Annotated in this window: 14 protein-coding genes; 10 read left to right on the forward strand and 4 right to left on the reverse strand. The window is 72.5% G+C overall.

Going from position 1 to position 15468, the window contains the following annotated elements; all coding sequences use genetic code 11:
- The first annotated feature begins 62 nt into the window (after window positions 1-62).
- Together VK611_24520 and VK611_24525 are read left to right on the forward strand one after the other, a co-directional pair.
- Complete coding sequence (locus tag VK611_24520) at window positions 63-1421, forward strand: OB-fold domain-containing protein (protein HMG44522.1); 1359 nt, start codon at window positions 63-65, stop codon at window positions 1419-1421.
- A 67-nt stretch (window positions 1422-1488) separates the two neighbouring features.
- A complete protein-coding gene (locus tag VK611_24525; GenBank protein HMG44523.1) occupies window positions 1489-2679 on the forward strand; it encodes an acetyl-CoA acetyltransferase in 1191 nt (396 codons plus the stop codon).
- A gap of 7 nt (window positions 2680-2686) precedes the next feature.
- Here VK611_24525 and VK611_24530 read toward each other — a convergent pair whose 3' ends face one another.
- Both VK611_24530 and VK611_24535 read right to left on the reverse strand, forming a co-directional pair.
- Complete coding sequence (locus tag VK611_24530; protein ID HMG44524.1) at window positions 2687-4156, reverse strand: AMP-binding protein; 1470 nt, start codon at window positions 4154-4156, stop codon at window positions 2687-2689.
- 71 nt (window positions 4157-4227) lie between these two features.
- Window positions 4228-5025, reverse strand: coding sequence for an enoyl-CoA hydratase/isomerase family protein (locus tag VK611_24535; GenBank protein HMG44525.1), 798 nt, complete (start codon window positions 5023-5025; stop codon window positions 4228-4230).
- Window positions 5026-5081: 56 nt separating this feature from the next.
- On the opposite strand from VK611_24535, the gene VK611_24540 reads away from it, so the two are divergent.
- The 8 genes from VK611_24540 (at window position 5082) to VK611_24575 (ending at window position 11948) form a co-directional block, all read left to right on the forward strand.
- Window positions 5082-5702 carry a cysteine hydrolase gene (locus VK611_24540; GenBank protein HMG44526.1) on the forward strand — a complete coding sequence of 207 codons (621 nt, stop codon included), beginning with the start codon at window positions 5082-5084 and terminating at the stop codon, window positions 5700-5702.
- Window positions 5703-5772: 70 nt separating this feature from the next.
- Entirely contained in the window at window positions 5773-7371 is a 1599-nt protein-coding gene (locus tag VK611_24545; protein HMG44527.1) for a FadD3 family acyl-CoA ligase, read from the forward strand.
- A complete protein-coding gene (locus VK611_24550; GenBank protein ID HMG44528.1) occupies window positions 7368-8240 on the forward strand; it encodes an LLM class F420-dependent oxidoreductase in 873 nt (290 codons plus the stop codon). Before VK611_24545 ends, VK611_24550 begins: the two co-directional genes overlap by 4 nt.
- Before the next feature lie 93 nt (window positions 8241-8333).
- Window positions 8334-9002 carry a TetR family transcriptional regulator gene (locus tag VK611_24555; GenBank protein ID HMG44529.1) on the forward strand — a complete coding sequence of 223 codons (669 nt, stop codon included), beginning with the start codon at window positions 8334-8336 and terminating at the stop codon, window positions 9000-9002.
- Window positions 9003-9075: 73 nt separating this feature from the next.
- Window positions 9076-10002, forward strand: a complete 927-nt coding sequence (locus VK611_24560; protein HMG44530.1) for an LLM class F420-dependent oxidoreductase — start codon at window positions 9076-9078, stop codon at window positions 10000-10002.
- 73 nt (window positions 10003-10075) lie between these two features.
- Window positions 10076-10858 carry an SDR family oxidoreductase gene (locus tag VK611_24565; GenBank protein ID HMG44531.1) on the forward strand — a complete coding sequence of 261 codons (783 nt, stop codon included), beginning with the start codon at window positions 10076-10078 and terminating at the stop codon, window positions 10856-10858.
- Window positions 10859-10867: 9 nt separating this feature from the next.
- Complete coding sequence (locus VK611_24570) at window positions 10868-11227, forward strand: EthD domain-containing protein (protein ID HMG44532.1); 360 nt, start codon at window positions 10868-10870, stop codon at window positions 11225-11227.
- Complete coding sequence (locus VK611_24575) at window positions 11217-11948, forward strand: SDR family oxidoreductase (GenBank protein HMG44533.1); 732 nt, start codon at window positions 11217-11219, stop codon at window positions 11946-11948. Before VK611_24570 ends, VK611_24575 begins: the two co-directional genes overlap by 11 nt.
- Before the next feature lie 73 nt (window positions 11949-12021).
- Here VK611_24575 and VK611_24580 read toward each other — a convergent pair whose 3' ends face one another.
- Both VK611_24580 and VK611_24585 read right to left on the reverse strand, forming a co-directional pair.
- Window positions 12022-14556 carry an ABC transporter permease gene (locus VK611_24580; protein HMG44534.1) on the reverse strand — a complete coding sequence of 845 codons (2535 nt, stop codon included), beginning with the start codon at window positions 14554-14556 and terminating at the stop codon, window positions 12022-12024.
- Window positions 14553-15389: an ABC transporter ATP-binding protein gene (locus VK611_24585; protein ID HMG44535.1), complete on the reverse strand. Its 837-nt coding sequence runs from the start codon at window positions 15387-15389 to the stop codon at window positions 14553-14555. The genes VK611_24580 and VK611_24585 overlap by 4 nt, the downstream gene beginning before the upstream one ends.
- Window positions 15390-15468: the final 79 nt, after the last annotated feature.

Below are 15468 nucleotides of genomic sequence, written 5' to 3' on the forward strand. Positions count from 1 at the left end.
GGCCTCCACCCGTTCGACGGCATAATCTGACGGACCGTCAGATTATGCGGAGGGGTGCGCTCGTGCCAGCGAGAGGGATCGTCGACTACGCCACCTACCGGCCCTACCGCCGCCTCGACCTGACCGAGATCGCCTCGGTCGCCGGGGGAGGGGGCGGTCGCGGCACCCGGCCGGTCGCCTCGTACGACGAGGACACCACCACCATGGCGGTCGCCGCCGCTCGCCGCTGCTCGCTCGACGGGGTCGGGTCCCTGTGGTTCTCCACCACGACACCCGCCTACGTCGACAAGACCAACGCCACCGCGATCCACGCGGCGTTGCGGCTCGACCCGGCGGCGCCCGCGTTCGACGCCAACGGCTCGGTGCGCTCCTCGGTGGGTGCCCTGCGAGCCGCCCTTGCGGGGGCGCGGTCGCTGGTGGTGGCGTCCGACCTGCGGACGGGCCTGCCGGGGTCGCCCGACGAGGCCGCCGGGAGCGACGGGGCCGCGGCGTTCGTGGTGGGCGAAGGCGAGGACGAGGGCGAAGGCGACGGTGGCGTGATCGCCGAGGTCGTGGGGTGGGGCAGCGCCACCGCCGAGTTCCTCGACCGCTGGCGGACGCCCGGCGACCCGGCGTCGAGGGTGTGGGAGGAGCGGTTCGGCGAGGGCCGCTACGTCGCCGCCGGCCGGGCCGCCTGGGACGACGCCCTCAAGGCGACCGGCCTCGCCGCCGACGACATCGCCCGGGCCGCCGTCGTCGGTTCCCACACGCGCGCCTGCACCCAGTTCGAGCGTTCTGTCTTCGCTGAGCCCGGAATAGCCGGCTCAGCGAAGACAGAAGGGTTCGCCGGGGCCGCCGCTCCCGGGCTGGCGCTCGCCCGGCTGCTCGACTCGGCGGCCCCCGGCGAAACCCTGGCCCTCGTCGTGTTGGCCGACGGCGCCGACGTCCTCGTCCTGCGCACCACCGACGCCCACCGCCCCCGGCCCGTCGAGGAGCCCGTCGGGGCGCCCCTCGCCTACGGGACCTACCTGCGCTGGCGGGGGCTCCTGACCACCGAGCCGCCCCGCCGGCCCGAGCCCGCCCGCCCCTCGGCCAGCGCCGCCGGTCGCAACGCCGACTGGAAGTTCGGGTTCGTCGGGTCCCAGGACGACGCGGGCACGGTGCACCTGCCGCCCGCCCCGCTCGACGCCGAGGCCCGCCCGATGGCCGACGCCACCGGCACCGTCGTCACCTTCACCGTCGACCGCCTGGCCTACTCGCCCAGTCCGCCGGTGGTGTTCGCGGTGGTCGACTTCGACGGCGGCGGCCGCCTGCCGGTCGAGCTGACCGACGTCGACCCGGCCGACGTGGCCGTGGGCACCCGGGTCGAGATGACCTTCCGCAAGCTCTTCACCGCCGACGGCATCCACAACTACTTCTGGAAGGCGAGGCCGATCCGATGAGCGAGCGTCCGCAACGCAGGGAGCGTGGCCCGAGCGGCCCGGCGCGTAGCGCCAAGAGCGGGAAGCAATGAGCTCCCACGGCATCAAGGACCGAGTCGCCATCATCTCGGTGAGCTGCACCCGCTTCGCCGAGCACTGGGACAAGGGCGTCGACGAGCTGCTCCTCGACGCCACCACCGACGCCTTCAAGGGCGCCGGCCTCACCGCCGACGACGTCGACGCCTACTGGCTCGGCACCGCCCAGTCCGGCATGAGCGGCATGGTGCTGGCCAAGCCCCTCGGCCTGGAGGGCAAGCCCGTCACCCGGGTGGAGAACATGTGCGCCACCGGGTCGGAGGCCCTGCGCCAGGCCGCCTACGCCGTGGCCGCCGGCGCCTACGACACCGCCATGGCCGTGGGGGTCGAGAAGGTGAAGGACTCCGGCTACCAGGGCCTCAACGCCTTCCCCATCCCCACCGACGGCACCAACCGCACCCTCACCGCCGCGGCCATGTTCTCGATGGTCGCCCCCGCCTACGCCCAGCGCTACGGCGTCGACCCCGACGAGCTGCGCCGGGTCCTCGCCCGCATCGCCTCCAAGAACCACTACAACGGCGCCCGCAACCCCAAGGCCCTGTTCCGCCGCGAGATGTCGGTCGACCAGATCTGCGGCATGCCCGCCGTGGCCGGGGGGCTCTCGGTGTTCGACTGCGCCGGGGTGGCCGACGGCGCCGCGGCCGCGATCGTCTGTCGAGTCGAGGACGCGCATCGCTACGTGGACGACCCCTTGATCATCAAGGCGCTGTCGTTCGTGGCCGGCAACGGCAGCGGCCTCACCGATCCCGCTTACGACTACACGACGTTCCCGGAGATCGTCCGCTGCGCCGAGGACGCCTACGCCCAGGCCGGCATCACCGACCCCCGCACCGAGCTGGCGATGGCCGAGGTGCACGACTGCTTCACCCCCACCGAGCTGGTGCTCATGGAGGACCTGGGCTTCTGCGAGCGGGGCACCGCCTGGCAGCAGGTGCTCGACGGCGCCTTCGACCTCGACGGCGACCTGCCCGTCAACCCCGACGGCGGCCTCAAGTCGTTCGGCCACCCGACCGGCGCCAGCGGCCTGCGGATGCTCTACGAGGCCTGGCTGCAGCTCCGGGGCGAAGCCCCCGACGACCGCCGCATCTCCACCGTCAGCCCCACCCGCAACCTGGCCCTCACCCACAACCTGGGCGGCTACCCGGGCGAGATGGTGAGCTTCGTCGGCATCTTCGGCACCTGACACATGATCAGGCGTCCGCCGCCGGCTCGGGGGACTCCGGGGCCTCGGCGGCGGCGAGGGCCCGGCGGTCGACCTTCTGGCCCGACGTGAGCGGCAGGACGTCGACCACCCGCACGGCCTCGGGGAGCTTGTGGTGGGCGACGTTGCCGTCGAGGTGGGTGCGCAGGTCGTCGAGGGTCGGCGGCGCCGCCGGGTCGCGGGCGACGACGACGGCCACGCCGATCTCGCCCATCACGGGGTCGGGCCGGGGCACCACCACGGCGTCGGCGACCCCCGGGTGCCCCACCAGGTGGGCCTCCACCTCGGCCGGGTGCACGTTGTAGCCGCCCCGGATGTACATGTCGCCCTCCCGGCCGGCGAGCACGAGGTTGCCCCGCTCGTCGACCCGCGCCAGGTCGCCGGTGCGCAGCCAGCCGTCGACCAGGGTGAGCGCCGTGGCGTCCGGGTCGCTCCAGTAGCACTCCATCTGGGTGGGGGTGCGGAGCCACAGGTCGCCGACCTCGCCCACCGGCCTGGGCATCCCCTCGTCGTCGATGACCGCCGCCTCGACGCCGGGCCGGGGGCGGCCGACCGTGTGGAGGGCCTCGGCGTCGTCGGCGTCGAACGCCGTGCCGGTGCCGCAGCCGCCCGACTCGGTGGACGAGTAGCGGATCGAATAGGGCGCCCCGAACGCGTCCCGCACCGCCGCGACCAGGGACGGGGGCGACGCCGCACCGCCCACCACGATCGTCTGCACGTGCGCCCAGTCGTGCTCGGCCAGCACGGGCGACTGGAGCATCAGCGCCAGCTGCGGCGCCACCCCGCCGATCGACGGCATCTGCTGCTCGGCGATCGTGCGCAGGGCGTCCTCGGCGGTCCAGCGGCCGAGGATGTGGGTGCGGATCGCCATCCGCAGGTACCAGGGCAGCTTGGTCATGAAGCCGACGTGGGCGAACTGGGTGGAGGCCAGCATCGCCGGGCCCAGGGTGCCGGCGGGCGCCCAGACGTCGCCCGTGTCGATCTGGGCGACGGCGGTGAGCTGCGCCTCGGTGAACAGGGCGCCCCGGGGCAGGCCGGTGGTGCCTGACGTGAAGACGATGGTGACGGGACGCTCGGGGTCGGGCGGCAGGTCGGGGACCCGGCGGCCGCGGCCGTCGGCCTCGAACAGCCGCACCTCGACGGGGTCGCTGAGCACCAGGGCCGGGTCGGCCAGGGCGATCAGCGCCTCCTGCTCGGGCGGGGCGAGCCGGGGGTTGATGCCGGCAGCGACGGCGCCGACCTTGGCGACCGCCGCGTAGGCGATCACGTACGACGTGTCCGACGGCAGCTGGAGAACCACCCGGTCGCCGCGGCGCACGCGGCGCCGGATGAGGCTGGCGGCGGCTTCGTCGGAGCGCCGGTCGAGGTCGGCGTAGGTGAGGGGCGTGCCGTCGGGGTCGACGAAGGCGATCGCCTCGCCGAACCGGGCCGCGGCTTCCCGCACCGTCTGTGCCAGCATCCGTCAGTGCTTATCAGAGGCCCCGCAGGCAGGGCGTTCCTGCCGCCCAGGAGCGGGGGTTCGGCGCAGTTTCAGCGGATCTTCGGCTTGATGCGCGTGCCGGAAGCGAACGTGGCCTGTCCCTCGGCCAGTGCCTCGGGGCTCATCGCCAGGTTGAGGAACGTGTTGCCCAGCTCCAGGGCCTGGCGGCGGGACAGCTCCCGGGCCGCCCACAGGGTGCGCACCGTGGCCTGCACGGCGGCGGGCGGTGCCGACGCGATGGCTGCGGCGGCCCAGCGGGCGGCGTCGAGCAGCTCCGCGCCCGGCACGACCTCCGACACCAGCCCGATCTCGTAGGCCCGCTGGGCCGACATGCGCTCGTGGTTGCCCAGCAGCGTGAGCCGCATGATCTCGCCGAACGGCATGCGCGACGCCATGAGCGTCGGCTCGAACACGGCCGGCATCCCGTAGGTGACGTGGGGGTCGAAGAAGGTGGCGTGGTCGGCGGCGACGATGAACTCCACCTCGCCCAGCAGGTAGAAGGCGCCGCCGCAGGCCATGCCGTTGACCGCCGCGATCACCGGCTTCCACAGCTCGTTGCCCTTGGGGCCGATGTGGTCGCCGGGGTCCTCGTAGGTGAAGGGGTCGAAGAAGTAGGCGTCGTCGTCCTCGGGGACGTCGTCGCGGTCGATCCCGGTGCAGAACGCCTTGTCGCCGGCGCCGGTGAGCACGACGGCCCGCACGGCGTCGTCGTGCCGCAGCGCCTTCCACAGCGTCGACAGCTCGTCGCACATGGTGGCGTCGAAGGCGTTGTGGCGCTCGGGGCGGTTGAGCGTCACCACGGCGACGCCGTCGTCGCCCGGCTCGTAGGTGATCGTGGTGTAGGTCATCGTCCTCGGGGGGGATTCTAGGCAAACCTGACGCACCGTCAGATATCGTCGCGCCCGTGCCGATCTCTCTGGGCAACCTGGTCGACCCGGCGACGACCGCAGTCGTCACGTCGGAGCTGCAGAACGGCGTGGTGGGGGAGCACAGCGCCCTCCCGGCGCTGGCCGACGCCGCCCGGGTGACCATGCTGCCCGCCGCCGGTCGGCTGGTGAAAGCCGCCCGCGCCGCCGGCGTCCAGGTGATCCACGCCACCGCCTACCGCCGGGCCGACGGGAAGGGCGCCAACCGCAACGCCCGCCTCTTCGCCGGCGTCCAGCGATCGCCGGTGCCGCTGCTGCCCGGCTCGCCCGCGGTCGACGTGGTGCCGGAGATCGGCGTCGAGCCCGACGACCTGGTGCTCAGCCGCACCCACGGCCTCAACCCGATGGCCGGCACCGACCTCGACCCCGTGCTGCGCAACCTCGGGGTCCGCACGATCGTGGTCGCCGGCGTGTCGGTGAACGTCGCCATCACCAACCTGGTGATGGACGCGGTGAACAAGGGCTACCAGGTGGTGCTGCCCCGCGACGCCGTGTGCGGCATCCCGGCCGACTACGCCGACGCCGTCGTCGACAACACGCTGGCGCTGCTGGCGACCGTCACCACGGTCGACGAGCTGGCCGCCGTGTGGCACACGTGACCAAACCGAAATTGCGTCCGAAAACCCGCATATGGCGGGCGGATCGACGCAATTTGCAGACAGGGGGACCATGCGAGGCGATCTCGAGTGGGGGACGATCCCGAACCTGGCCCGGTCGGCCGCCGAGCGCTTCGCCGACGACGAGGCCCTGGTCGACGGTGACGCCCGGCTGACCTTCGCCGACCTCTGGACCGAGGCCCGCCACGCCGCCAAGGCGTACGTCGCGGCGGGGGTCGAGGCCGGCGACCGGGTGGCGATCTGGGCGCCCAACATCTGGGAGTGGCCGGTCGCCCTGCTGGGCCTCCAGGCCGCCGGGGCTGTGGCCGTGCCGCTCAACACCCGTTTCAAGGGTGGCGAGGCCGCCTACGTGCTCAGCCGCAGCCGGGCCCGACTGCTGGTCACCGTCGACGGCTTCCTCGGCAACGACTACGTGGCGATGCTCGCCGACCAGGAGCTCCCGCACCTCGAGCGCATCGTGGTGCTGCGGCCGGTCGAGGGTGGCGCAGAGGACCGGCCGGGCGTCCCGCCGGTGGTCCCGTGGATCGACTTCCTGCTGGAGGGCGCCAAGGTCGACGACGCCGTGGTCGACGAGCGCCTCGCCGCCCTCTCGCCCGACGACGTGAGCGACATCATGTTCACCTCGGGCACCACCGGGGCACCGAAGGGCGTGATGGCCGCCCACGGACCGACGGTGCGGGCGTACGCCGACTGGGCCGACCTCGTCGGGCTCCGCCGGGGCGACCGCTACCTGGTGCTCAACCCGTTCTTCCACTCGTTCGGCTACCGGGCCGGCATCGTGTCGTCGCTGGCGGCGGGGGCGACGATGGTCCCCCAGGCCGTGTTCGACGTGCCCGAGGCCATGCGCAACATCGCCGACCACCGGATCACGATGCTCCCGGGCGCGCCGGCCATCTACCAGACCATCCTCAACCACCCCGACCTGGCCGACTTCGACCTCTCGTCGCTGCGGCTGGCGGTGACCGGCGCCGCCGCCGTCCCCGTGTCCCTGGTGGAGCGGATGTGGTCGGACCTCGGCTTCGAGACGGTGCTGACGGCGTACGGGCTCACCGAGGCGACCGGCTTCGTCACCTCGTGCCGGGCCGACGACGACGCCCGGACCGTCTCCGAGACGTCCGGCCGGGCCATCCCCGGTGTCGAGGTGCGGATCGTGTCCGACGACGGCGTGGCGCTGCCCGCCGGCGAGACGGGCGAGATCGTGGTGCGGGGCTACCAGGTGATGCTCGGCTACTTCGAGGACCCGGAGCAGACCGCCGAGGCCGTCGACGTCGACGGCTGGCTGCACACCGGCGACGTGGGCTGGATGGACGAGCAGGGCTACGTCCGGATCACCGATCGCCTGAAGGACATGTACATCGTCGGCGGGTTCAACGCCTACCCGGCGGAGATCGAGAACCTGCTGTCGCGGCACCCCGACATCGGGCAGGTCGCGGTGATCGGGGTGCCCGACGAACGGCTCGGCGAGGTGGGCGTGGCGTTCGTGGTGCCGGCCGTCGGCCACACGCCCGAGCCCGACGCCATCGTCGCCTGGGCCCGCGAGCAGATGGCCAACTACAAGGTGCCGCGCCACGTGCGCATCGTCGACGCCCTGCCGCTCAACCCCTCCGGCAAGGTCCTGAAGTACCAGCTACGAGACGAGGTCGCCCGATGAGGTTCTGCCAGTCGCTGATGTTCGCCGATCCGGCCCAGTGGGTGGAGCTGGCGCGCCACGCCGAGGACGTGGGCTTCGACCAGGTGGCGCTGTCCGACCACGTCTTCTACCCCGAGAGCATGACCTCGGTGTACCCCTACACCCCCGACGGCACGCCGCTGTTCCCGCCGGACACCGCGTGGCCCGACGTGTGGGTGATGGTCGGGGCGATGGCGTCGGTGACCAGCCGCATCACCTTCACGACCAACGTGTACGTGCTGCCGTTGCGCAACCCGTTCGTGGTGGCCAAGGCGGTGGGTACGGCGGCGTTCCTGTCGGGCGACCGGGTGTCGCTGGGGATCGGGGCCGGCTGGATGAAGGAGGAGTTCGACCAGCTGGAGCAGCCGTTCGCCCGCCGGGGCAAGCGCATGGACGAGCAGGTGGAGGTGCTGCGGAAGCTGTGGCAGGGCGGCCTCGTGGAGCACCACGGCGAGTTCTACGACTTCGACAAGCTGCAGATGGCGCCGGTGCCGTCGAGGCCCGTGCCGATCATCGTCGGCGGCCACAGCGAGATCGCCCTGCGCCGGGCGGCCCAGCGGGGCGACGGCTGGGTGGGGATCTACTACACGCGTGACGAGCTGCGGGGCTACGTCGCCCGGCTCGACGAGCTGCGCTCCGAGGCGGGGCGGGCCGACGAGCCGTTCGATGTCCAGGCCTCCATCATCGACGCCCCGCCCACGGCCGACGTCGTCGCCCAGCTCGAGGGCATGGGCGTCACCACGCTGCTGACGTCCGCCTGGATGATGGAGGGTCTCACCAACGCCTCGCTCGACGACAACAAGCGGGCCCTCGACAGCTTCGCCGAGCGCTACATCGAGCCGCTGCGATGAGAGCGGCGCTGCGGGCGGCCGTGGGCAGTACGTCGGGTAACCAGCGCTCTTCGTCACCTGATGGGGCGTCAGAAATGGCTACGGTTGTTGTCCGTGGCCGACGCAGCATCGCTCGACGAGAACGAGGACGTCCGTGCCTCGGACGGGCGAGTGCCGGGGCGACGAGGTCGTGCCACGCGCCAGAAGCTGCTCGACCAGACCGCGGAGATGCTCCGCAACACCGCGTACCGCGACCTCAAGGTGATCGACATCGCCCGGGGCGCGGGCACCTCGCCGGCGACCTTCTACCAGTACTTCGGCGACGTCGAGGCGGCGATCCTGCTGCTCGGCGAGGAGATGGCGCTCGACAGCAGCCGGCTCGTCCGCATGATCCAGCAGGGGTCGTGGCGGGGCAAGGGCGGCTACGAGACGGCGCTGGCGTTCGCCGACGAGTTCATCGAGTTCTGGGACGAGCACCGGCCCGTGCTGCGGGTGGTCGACCTGAGCACCGACGAGGGCGACCGGCGGTTCCGCAACGTGCGGGTGCGCTGGCTCAACAGCCTCACCAAGGCGTTCGCCGAGGTCACCGACACGTTCCAGGCCGAGGGCAAGAACCGGGGCTTCGACGCCATGGCCAACGCGGGTGTGCTGGTCACGATGATCGCCAACGTGGCGGCGCACCACTACGGCTTCGAGTTCTGGGGCATCCGCACGGCCGACGTCCGGGTCGCCCTGGCCCGCCACATCTACTGGGGCGTGACCGGCCAACGCCCCCCCGACTGACGGTCCAACCGAAACCTCGACAGAGATGGCGCCATAGCCACCGTTTCTGTCGAGATTTCGCCGGGAGCCGGGCATGACGGGGGTCGGGTACGGGATCCAGCTGCCGATCCAGGCTCAGTCGCCGGTGTTCGCCGACGAGTGGGAGGCGTCGGCGGGGGTGCAGGAGCTGGTGGCGATCACCCGGGCGGCCGAGGACGCGGGGCTGTTCTACGTCGCCGTGTGCGACCACATCGCCATCCCCCGGTCGCGGGCCGAAGCGATGGGGACCACCTGGTACGACACCATCGCCACGCTCTCGTACCTCGCCGGGGTCACGTCGCGGGTGGGGCTCATGTCGCACGTCGCCGTCGGCGGCTACCGGCATCCGCTGCAGACGGCCAAGCAGTGGGCCACGCTCGACGCGCTGTCGGGCGGGCGGACGATCCTCGGCGTCGGGGCGGGGCACGTCGAGGGGGAGTTCCAGGCGCTGGGGCTCGACTTCGCGGCGCGGGGTGCCGTGCTTGACGAGGCGCTCGACGCCCTCCGGGCCGCGTTCTCCGACGAGTTCTCGTCGCACCACGGGAAGGTCTGGTCGTACGACGACATGGGCATCCGGCCCCGGCCGGTGCAGGCCCGCATCCCCATCTGGGTGGGCGGGTCGACCCCGGCGGCGATCCGTCGGGCTGCTCTCCGGGGCGACGGCTGGCTGCCCCAGGGGCCACCGCCCGACGGGATGGCCGGCGGCATCGCCCGGCTGCGGGCACTGCGGGAGTCGGCGGGCGTGGCCGACGAGCCGTTCGTGGTGGGGGCGCTGTCGGGGCCGCTGTACGTGGGGTCGCCGTCGTGGGACGTGGGCCGTTCGGTCGTCGGGCCGCCCGAGCGGCTGGCGAAGTACCTGCAAACGCTGGTCGACGTGGGCGTCGAGCAGATCCAGGTGCGGTTCAAGAGCCGTGACGCCGCCGAGCAGTGCGACCAGCTCGCGGCGTTCGGCGCCGAGGTCATGCCGCTGGTCGGCTGCTAACCCACCGAAATGTGCACCGAGGTGCACGGAATCCGTGCGCTGCGGTGCACATTTCGCCAAGAGGGAGGACGAGATGACGTTGTTGGAGGGGAAGGTGGCCCTGGTGGCGGGGGTCGGGCCGGGGATGGGGCGGGAGATCGCCCTGCTGTTCGCCCGGAACGGCGCCAGCCTGGTGCTGGGCGCCCGGCGGACCGAGAAGGTCGACGAGGTGGCGGCCGAGGTGGCCGACCTGGGGGCCAAGGCCGAGGTGGTCCGGCTCGACATCACCGACCAGGCGTCGTGCCAGGACGCGGTGTCCCGGGCCACCGACACGTTCGGCGGGCTCGACGTGCTGGTGAACAACGCGTTCCACCAGGGCGACTTCACCACGTTCGAGGAGAGTGACCCCGACAGCTGGCGCCACGTCATGGACGTCAACCTGTGGGGGACCCTGCAGATGACCCGGACGGCCGTGCCCGCCCTGAAGGCGCAGGGCGGCGGGCACATCGTGATGATCAACAGCATGTCGGCGTGGCGCCACGAGGTGCGCTTCGGGGCCTACACGATCTCGAAGGCGGCGCTCGAGTCCGCCACCCGGATGCTCGCCCTCGAGCTGGGAGAGCACGGCATCCGGGCCAACAGCGTGCACCCGGGCTACATCTACGGGGACTCGGTGAAGCTGTACTTCGACATCCTGGCCGATCAGCGGGGCGTGACGTCCCAGGAGGTGTACGACGAGGTGGCCGCCGAGACCTGCCTCAAGTACCTGCCCACCCCCGCCGAGATCGCCGGGTCGGTGCTGTTCTTCGCCTCCGAGCTGTCGGCGCCCGTGTCCGGCCAGAGCCTGGGCGTCAACGCCGGGCACTGGATGCACTGAGGTGGTGTCGTGATCCGCCTCACTGCGTTGCTGCGGCGCAACCCCGCCCTGTCGGCCGAGGAGTTCCAGGCCCACTGGCGTGACGTCCACGGGCCGCTGATCCTGTCGGTGCCCGGGATCGACCGGTGGGTGGTGCGCTACGAGCAGCACACCCGGGCGTCGCTGCCGGCGGGGTCGTGGACGGGGACCGAGGACGTCGACGGCATCACGCTCCAGTGGTTCCGCTCCTACGACGACTTCCTGGCGATGATCTCCGACCCGGTGTACCAATCGACGGTCGGGCCGGACGAGAAGCACCTGGTCGACCTCGACCGTTCCGTGTTCCTGCTCACCGAGGAGCCGAGGGTGGTGATCGACGGTGCCGTCTGATCCGGCCCCCCGGGTCGCCCTGGTCGTCGGCGGCGGCTCCGGCATCGGCAAGGCGACGGCCCGCCTCCTGTCCGAGGCCGGCGATCGTGTGGTCGTGGCCGACCTCGACATCTCGAACGCGGAGGCCGACCTCGCGGTCAAGACCGACGTGACCGATACGGCCGCCGTCGACGCCATGCTCGCGGCGGTGGTCGACGCCTTCGGGCGCCTCGACGTCGCCGTGAACTCCGCCGGCGTGTCGGGCACCTACGGCAACACCGTCGACCAGGAGGTCGACGAGTGGCGCCGGGTGATCGACGTGAACCTCACGTCGGTGTTCCTGTGCGTGCGGGCCGAGCTGCGCCAGATGCAGGCCCAGGACCCGGCGGGCGGCGTGATCGTCAACGTCGCCTCAGCGGCGGGGGAGATGGGCGTGCCCGGCCTGGCGCACTACGCGGCGTCGAAGCACGGGGTGATCGGCCTCACGAAGACGGCCGCGCTCGAGGTCGCCCGCAGCGGCATCCGGGTGAACGCCGTGCTCCCCGGCACCGTCCGCACCCCGATGCTCCAGCGCTTCGCCGGCGGTGACGACGCCGTCACCGCGATGGGCAAGACCATGCCCATCGGCCGCGCCGCCGAGCCCGACGAGATCGCCCAAGCCATCACCTGGCTCACGACCCCCGCCGCTGCCTACATCACCGGCACCGCGCTCCCCGTCGACGGCGGCGCCCTCGCCACCTGACCGTAAAACTGCGTGTGTGGTGGCCGGGGAGCAGCCACCACACACGCAGTTTCGGTTGGGGTTGGGGTTGGGGTCAGGTGGAGGCGATGGCTTCCAGGATGGGGGTGCGGGCCGCACGGCGGGCGGGGCGGCGGGCGGCGAGGACGCCGGCGAGGGCGCCCATGACCGCGATCACCAGCAGGCGGAGGATCGGCAGGGTGAAGCCACCCGAGCCGTCGGTCCACAGCGTGGCGAACAGCGCCCAACCCAGGTACGACCCGAGCACCAGCCCGACGACCGTGCCGAACAGCGCCACGATCACCGACTCCAGCCGCAGCACCGACCGCACCTGACGGCGGGTCTGGCCCACCGCCCGCAGCAGCCCGAGCTCCCGGCGCCGCTCGTGCACCGCCAGCGACAGCGTGTTGCCGATGCCCAGCAGGGCGATCACCACGGCCAGCGCCAGCAGCACGTACACCACGCCGAGCAGCAGGTCGAGCCCCTGGCCGGCGGTGGCCGCCAGCTCCGAGCCGTCCTGCACGTCGCCGCCGTGGCTGTCGGCCACCGGGGTGATGGCGGCCTTGGCGTCGTCGATCGACACCCCGGACGCCACGTCGACCAGCACCGTCGTGTCCGCAGGCTGGACGTTGTGGGCGTCCCACAGGGCGTCGTCGACGACCAGGCCGCCGAGCAGCGAGTTGTCCGGGTAGATCGCCCGCACCTCGACCGACTCCCGGGCGCCGTCCACGAAGGCGAGCTCGACGGAGGAGCCGAGCGACCAGCCCTCGTCGTCGGCCCGGGTCTCCGAGATGGCGATCCCGTCGTCGCCTACCGAGTCGAACGACCCGGCCAGCGGCTCGATGCCACCCACGTCGGTCAGGTCACCCGGCGACGTGGCCGTCACCTGGGCGTTGGACCCGTCGACGTCGGCGGCCCCGCCACCCAGGCCGACCACACCGGCGACCTCGTCCATCGACGACAGCTCCGAGGCCAGCTCGGGGCTCAGCCGGCCACCGCCGAACGACGGGGTGGACACGGCCAGGTCGGCGGCGAAGTCGTCGGCCACCTGCTCGGCCAGGGCCTGCTTGGTCGAGGCGGCGAACACCGTGAACAGGGCCACCACGGCGACGCCGACCACCAGAGCGGTGGCGGTGGCCGCCGAGCGACGGGGGTTCCGTCGGGCGTTCTGCTCGGCCAGCATCCCGTTGACGCCCCGCAGGCGGCGCAGCCCGCCACCCAGCACACCGGCGACCGGCGACAGGCCGGCCGGTGCCAGCAGCAGGGTCGCCACGACCATGCCGACCGCACCCACGCCGGTGAGCACCACGGCATCGGCCGAGGCGCCGACCAGCGTCAGGGCGACACCGCCGACACCGACCACCGAGCCCAGCACCAGCCGCACCCGGCCGAGCGCCGAGGGCTCGACTGCCGCGTCGCGCATGGCCTCGACCGGCGCCAGAGAGGCGGCACGTCGGGCCGCGGACCGGGCCGCGATGTACGTGACGGTCACGCCCACCACGAAGGCGGCGGTCATCGACAGGGGCTTGATCTCCAGCCCACCGGCGGGCAGGGCGAAGCCGAAGGCGTCGAACACGCCCTTCAGCGTCGCGGCCACGCCCACGCCGGCGACCACGCCCGCAACCGAGGCGACCAGCCCGATCCCCAGCGCCTCGATCGCCACGGTCCGGCGCAGTTGCCGGCGGGAGGCGCCGACGGCCCGCACGAGCGCCAGCTCGCGGGTCCGCTGCGCCACCGTGATCGAGAAGGTGTTGGCGATGCTCAGGGTGGCGACGACCAGGGCGATCCCGGCGAACACCACCAGGAAGGTCCGCAGCATGTCGAGGAACTCGGCCGAGATGGCGTCGGTGCGCTCGCCGGCCAGGTCCGCCCCGGTGATGGCCTCCACGCCGTCGGGCAGCGCCCGATCGACCCGCGACCGCAGCTCGGCGCTCGACACGCCGTCGTCGGCCTGCAGCAGGATGGTCGACACCTCGTCGGGCCGCTTCGTGACGTGCTCCTGTGCGCCCTCCAACGTGAAGGCGGTCCAGGTGGTCTGACCCAGGCCGTCGGTGCCGCCGAAGGTCGAGATGCCGACCACGGTGACCTCCACCGGCTCGGGGGTCTGGACGACCGCGGTGTCACCCACCGACACGTCGGCCAGCTCGGCGGCACCCCGGTTGACGACGACCTCGTCGGACGTCTCGGGAGCGCGGCCCTCGGCCAGCTCGTAGGGGTTCAACCCCGGTGTGTCGATCCAGCTGCCGGCGAGGCGGGGCGGGCCGTTGCCGCCGACGGGCTCGCCGTCCTTGTCGGCCAGGGCGCCGTAACCGACGACCTGCCCTTCGGCGACGTCGACACCGTCGACCGACGCCAGCGACGAGACCAGCGACTGGTCGAGCGGGGCCCGCCCGCCGTCGATGTCGTCCTCGTTGGAGATGGACGAGTCGCTGCGCACGACCACGTCGGTGCCGGCCGACACCTCGGCGAACAGCCGGTCGAAGTTGGCGCTCAGCGTGTCGCCGAGCACGAGGGTGCCGCTCAGGAAGGCGACACCGAGGAACACGGCGAGCGTGGTGCCCATGAGGCGTCGGCGCCGTGCCCACAGTGAGATGAGGCTGATGCGGATCATGACCGGATCTCCTTCGTGGGGCCCGACGTCTCGCCGAAGGCCTTCATGCGGTCGAGGACGCGCTGGGCGGTGGGCGACTCCATCGAGTCGACCGGACGCCCGTCGGCGAGGAACACCACGGAGTCGGCGTAGGCGGCCGCCACCGGGTCGTGGGTGACCATCACCACGGTCTGGCCGAACGTGTCGACCGCGTGGCGGAGGAACCCGAGGATCTCGGCGCCCGAGTGGGAGTCGAGGTTGCCGGTGGGCTCGTCGGCGAACACCAGCTCGGGCCGGGTGACCAGCGCCCGGGCGACGGCGACGCGCTGCTGCTGGCCGCCGGAGAGCTCGCTGGGGTGGTGCGTGAGCCGGTCGGCCAGGCCGACGGTGGTGACCACCTGCTCGAACCACGCCGGGTCCGGCGAGCGGCCGCCCAGGGTGAGGGGCAGCAGGATGTTGTCGCGGGCCGTCAGCGTCGGGACCAGGTTGTACGCCTGGAACACGAAGCCGACCCGCTCCCGCCGCAGCAGGGTGAGGTCGTTGTCGGACAGCTCGGCCAGGTCGTCGTCGCCGATGTGGACGCTGCCGTCGGTGAGCGTGTCGAGCCCGGCCATGCACTGCAGCAGCGTCGACTTGCCGGAGCCGGAGGGCCCCATGACGGCGGTGAGCCGCCCGGTCGGGATGCTGAGCGTGGCCTCGTCGAGCGCTCGGACGGCGGCCGGGCCGGTGCCGTACACCTTGGTGGCCCGTTCGGCGCGGGCCGCCGCGGGAGCGGCGTCGAGGTCGTCACGACCGGCGCCGACGGGCGGTCCGGGTGCAGGTGCAGGGATGGTGCGGGAGGAGTTTCGTGCCATGCCCACAGCGTGCGGATCGCGGGCCGCCGGGTCGTCCGACCGGCGGCGGGTCCTCGCCTGCGCCGGCCGGGGTACGGCG

Source organism: Acidimicrobiales bacterium (assembly GCA_035316325.1).
Classification (GTDB): domain Bacteria; phylum Actinomycetota; class Acidimicrobiia; order Acidimicrobiales; family VFJN01; genus DASXTK01.